General features: G+C 31.5%; 2 protein-coding genes. Both read left to right on the forward strand.

What is annotated here, in order from left to right:
* Positions 1-267: 267 nt before the first annotated feature.
* Positions 268-2,265, forward strand: a complete 1,998-nt coding sequence (locus tag AB2369_RS10970) for a methyl-accepting chemotaxis protein (RefSeq protein WP_367666522.1) — start codon at positions 268-270, stop codon at positions 2,263-2,265.
* Between the two features lie 611 nt (positions 2,266-2,876).
* Entirely contained in the window at positions 2,877-4,874 is a 1,998-nt protein-coding gene (locus AB2369_RS10975) for a methyl-accepting chemotaxis protein (protein WP_367666523.1), read from the forward strand.
* The last annotated feature ends 536 nt before the right edge of the window (positions 4,875-5,410 follow it).

The following is a 5,410-nucleotide window of genomic DNA, read 5'->3' on the forward strand; positions in this document are numbered from 1 at the left end:
GTAGAAAGTACAGGAATAATATTGAAAAAGATGTTATTATACATAAATTTGGAGGGGAATTAAATGAAAAGCTAAGAAGTTTTTAAGGCAAAATTATAGGGTTTTTAGACTTAAATAGGGAAAGGTACAAAAGAAGAAACTTAAGTTATCGCTGAATAAGTTATAGATAAGATTGAGAATTCGTATAATAATGCTGTAGATCTAAGGGAAGTTTTAGATCTACAGCAAAATGGAATAAGAATAAATTTACAGTTTAAGGAGAAGTTTATGAAAAAATTTAAAGGCATAACAGGACAATTAATAATAAGAGGTGTAGGATTAGTACTTATGATAAGTTTAGTTCTATCAATAAGTGCTTACTTTATAAGTAGAGATAGTCTTATAAAAAATTCAGAAGCCTTACTTAAAGAATTTTCTAAGGAAGCGGCACAAAATATACAGTCTACTTTAGTAGCTAATCAAAGAATAGTAGAAACTTTATCCATGTCAAAAGTCCTACAAAGTGATTCTTATTCTTTAGAGGAGAAGCTTAGTGTACTTCAAGAAAATCAAGATAGATACAAACATAAGAAAATTAGAATAGTAGATCTACAAGGAAACACTAGGGGGACTGATGGGTCATCAACAAATATAAGTGACAGAGATTATTTTCAAGAAGCCTTAAAAGGAAATTCTTATATTTCAGATCCTTTTTACAGTAAAATAGATAATACATTAGAAATGGCTTATAGTGCTCCTATTAAAGAAAATGGTAATATAAAAGGAGTAGTTGTAATTATAAGAGAAGGAAGCGACTTTTCAGATATATCTAATAAGATAAAGTTTGGAGAAACAGGAAGTGCTTACATAATAAATAGTAAGGGTACAGTTATAGCTCATAACAACAAGGAATTAGTTGAGAAAATGGACAATACCATGGAAGAGGCTAAGACTGATAAGAGCTTAGAAGTTTTAGCAGGGATTGAAAGAAAGATGGCTGATGGACAAAGTGGGATAGGGGAGTATGAATATAATGGAAAACAAAAGTATATAGGATATGCTCCTATATCTTTAACAGGATGGTCTATTGGTGTAAATGTTGAAGAGAATGATATGTTATCAGGTCTTGATAGTTTAGTAAGAACATTGACTTTATTAACCTTAGCTGCTGCCTTTATAGGTATAGTATTAAGCTACCTTGTGGCGAATAAGATAGGTAATAGACTTAATAAGGTTAAAGAAAGTGTAAAAGTATTAGCTACAGGAGACTTTACTTTAAATGAAATAAAAGATATTAAAAAAGACGAAATTGGTGAAATATACATAGCTGTTGAGGAAACAAAAAAAGCAGTGGGAGATATGATAAGTTCTATAAAAAATACTTCCTACAATGTAGAAGAGCAGTCAGCTAGTCTTGCAGCTCTTTCAGAAGAATTTGTATCATCTATTCAGAGTATAAGTGCAGCTATACAAGAGGCAGCAGTAGGGAATTCAAAACAGTCTGATGAGCTTCTTCAAATAAATACAGTGCTCTCAGTTTTCGATACTAAGATGAATAATACTTTAAATGAAGTAGTTAGTGTTAATTCCATGGCGGAAGACATAAGTGAGAAAGCCGAAAAAAGTAACGGAGATATGGCATCTCTTGCAAGGTCAATGGCTAATTTAAGTAACTCATTTAAGGAATTTGTTACATCTATAAATACCATGAAGGATAATATAAAAACTGTAAATGATATAACTACTATGATAAACAGTATCGCGGAACAAACTAATCTTCTAGCCTTAAATGCAGCAATTGAAGCAGCAAGGGCAGGAGAATCAGGAAGAGGATTTACAGTAGTTGCAGAGGAGATAAGAAAGCTTGCGGAGAAGAGTAAAGAATCCTCTCAAAATATATCTAGGGTAATAGAGAATGTGTTAAGTGAAACTGATAATATAGTAGATAAGAGTGATTCTATAAGTAATGATCTTTCAGAAGGCATAGGAAATATAGAAAGTGCCATAATGTCATTTAATGATATATCAGACTTGGTTATGGACATAGTGCCTAAGATAACCACAATTAATAATGATTCAAAGGATGTGGTGGAAGATAAGAATGATATAGTAGAGAAACTTGAAAATGCTACTGCTATATCAGAAGAAATAGCTGCCACCACAGAAGAGGTAGCTGCATCAGCGCAGGAACTTGGAGCATCTAGTGATGAAGTGGCTAATGCATCATCAAATCTTCAAGGGCTTGTAGAGGATGTTAAAATTAATATAGATAAATTTAAGATTTAATTATTAGGGTATATGGGATAGACACCATATACCCTAATCCTATTTTTTATAAAAAGCAAAAAATATACAGAAAAAAATAAATTTTCTAAAGAATTGATAAAAATCGACGACTATATTATCATATGTTTACTACATATAATATAAATTTAGTAATAAAAAATGAGGCTTTTATTACTATCAGGTATCTAGAAAAATAAAGAGTCAAAGGTTATGAGAATAGGTGAATAATTTATCTATTCTTAGTCACTTGATATTAAATCAGTAGATATATAGTTTAATTTATCTGATGGCTAGGAACTGTAACACCCTCCCTCTTAAAAGGTAGGGGATAACAGTTGCTACGCCCCTAGATTAACTTATCTAACCTTCAGATGGTTGAAAAAACACCATCTGAAGGTAGATTCGTTCTATCTTATGGCTAGGAGCTGTAACACCCTCATCCTCTTAAAAGGTGGGGTATAACAGTTGCTACGCCCCTAGATTAACTTATCTAACCTTCAGATGGTTGGAAAAACACTACCTGAAGGAAGATTCGTTTTATAAGAAGTTAGAATATATAAATCTATTGACTATTTATTTTTATAGATGTCGTAATGCTAAGGAGGGAGAAAATGGGTAAACTTAAAGGAATAAAAAAAGAGCTTATGATAAACAGCTTAGTCCTAGTAATTTTATTAAGTTTAAGTCTTTCACTAGGTGCATATTTCATAAGTAAGGAAAGTCTAACAACAAATTCACAAATACTTTTAAAGGAGTTTGCAAAAGAAGCAGCAGCAAATTTACAATCAACTTTAGATGGAAACCTTAAAATAGCAGAGACTTTATCTATGACTAAGGCAGTTAAGGATGAAACCCTTTCCATGGATGAAAAGCTAAATGTACTACAAGAAAACCAAGATAAGTATAGTCACAAAATGGTGGGAATAGCAGACTTAGACGGTAGATATATAGCTACTGGAGGAATGGATGTAAATATAAGAGAAAGAGATTATTTCCAAGAAGCTTTAAAGGGAAAATCTTATGTATCTGATCCTTTTTTAAGTAAAGTGGATAATAGTTTAGAAGTAGCATATAGTGCTCCTATAAAATCTGGAGATAGTATAACAGGAGTATTGGTAGTTATAAGAGACGGAAATGATTTTTCAACTATATCAAACAAAATAAAATTTGGACAATCAGGAAGTGCTTATATAATTAATGGTGAAGGAACAGTTATTGCCCACAATAATAAAGAATTAGTTGAAAAAATGGATAATACCATGGAGGATGCTAAAACTGATAAGAGTCTAGAGCCTTTAGCAAAGATTGAAAAGCGTATGGTTAGTGGGGAAGCTGGGGTAGGAGAATATAACTATGGTGACCAACATAAGTTTATAGGTTATGCACCTATACCATTAACAGGATGGTCTATTGCTATAAATGCAGAAGAAAGAGATATGCTATCAGGATTAGGTAACCTTGTAAATACACTAATGGTATTAACTTTAGTAGCAGTAATATTAGGGCTACTTTTAGGTTATGTTGTATCTACTAGAATAGGTAGGAGACTTAATAATGTTAAGGATAGTGTTAAGCTATTGGCAACAGGAGATTTTACCCTTAATGAAATAAAGGATATAAAAAGAGACGAAATTGGCGAAATATATATAGCTGTAGAGGATACAAAAAAATCAGTAGGAGAGATGATAAATTCTGTCAAAAATACTTCTTATAATGTGGAAGATCAAGCAACAAGTCTTGCGGCTTTATCAGAGGAGTTTGTGTCTTCTATTCAAAGTATAAGCTCCGCTATACAAGAGTCAGCATCTGGTAATTCAAAGCAATCTGAGGAATTACTTCAGATAAATAACGTTCTTTTAGTATTTGATGATAAAATGAATAATACTTTAAATGAAATAGTTAAAATGAATTCTATGGCTGATGATATAAGTGGTAAGGCTGAGAAGAGCAATGGAGATATGGAATCCCTTGCAAGATCTATGGCAACCTTAAGTAGTTCATTTAATGAGTTTGTGACATCTATAAATACCATGAAGAATAACATAAAGACTGTAAATGATATAACAACTATGATAAATAGTATTGCAGAGCAGACTAATCTTTTAGCTTTAAATGCAGCAATTGAAGCTGCAAGAGCAGGAGAGGCAGGACGAGGATTTACAGTAGTTGCGGAAGAGATAAGAAAACTTGCGGAACAGAGTAAGGAATCATCTCAAGATATATCAAAGGTAATAGATAATGTATTAAATGAAACAGAAGATATAGTAGGTAAGAGTAACTTAATGAGTGAGGATTTATCAAATGGAATAGGAAATATAGAGAATGCTATAACATCCTTTAAAGATATATCAGAACTAGTTATGGATATATCACCTAAAATAAATACTATTAATAAAGACTCTAAGGATATGGTAGAGGATAAAAACAATATAGTATTAATGCTTGAAAATGCTACTGCCATATCAGAAGAAATAGCAGCAACTACAGAAGAAGTGGCTGCATCAGCACAGGAACTTGGGGCATCAAGTGATGAGGTAGCTAGAGCTTCAGCAAACCTTCAAGATCTTACGGAAGATGTTAAAAATCAAGTAGATAAATTTAAACTTTAAACCCTAGGACATATGATCTTAAAGTGTTAAGAATCATATGTCCTAATTTTATCTTATAGTTACCAACTGTAATACCACAATTCTCTTAAAAGGTGGAGGATAACAGTTGCTACGCCCCTAGATTAAGTCACCCTAACCTTCAGATGGCATCTGAAGGTTAGGGTGACTTCTATTTATTAGTTCTATGTATTTAAATCAGTAAGAGGGATATAAATTTATAATAAGTTAATTTATTTTGTCAGTTTAATAAGTATCTTAAAGCTAGAGGTTTTTAGATACTTAACTTTAGTATTTTGTAGTTCTAAATAATTAATTAAGGACATTTTAAGTTTTAATTGGCATAATAGTTAAATTAACTTCGTGTAATAGTTAGATTATCTAGTTAGAATTTATTGGGTTAAGGAGTTAATTAGTATATTATTAAATAGCCTGTAAACTTATTGCAGTTTAAAGTTTAGTCTTAATGGTTCTAGTAATATATGAGCGAGTCTATTTTAATATTTAATTATAATAAAAAGTTAGGTTAGCATAAGACA

The sequence above is a fragment of the Clostridium sp. genome (genome assembly GCF_040797585.1).
In the GTDB taxonomy this organism is placed as follows: Bacteria; Bacillota; Clostridia; order Clostridiales; family Clostridiaceae; genus Clostridium_Z.

Excerpts from the sequence above, each read along its gene's own strand:
- AB2369_RS10970 (WP_367666522.1), top strand. The coding sequence starts at position 268 with ATGAAAAAATTTAAAGGCATAACAGGACAATTAATAATAAGAGGTGTA.
- AB2369_RS10975 (WP_367666523.1), top strand. The coding sequence starts at position 2,877 with ATGGGTAAACTTAAAGGAATAAAAAAAGAGCTTATGATAAACAGCTTA.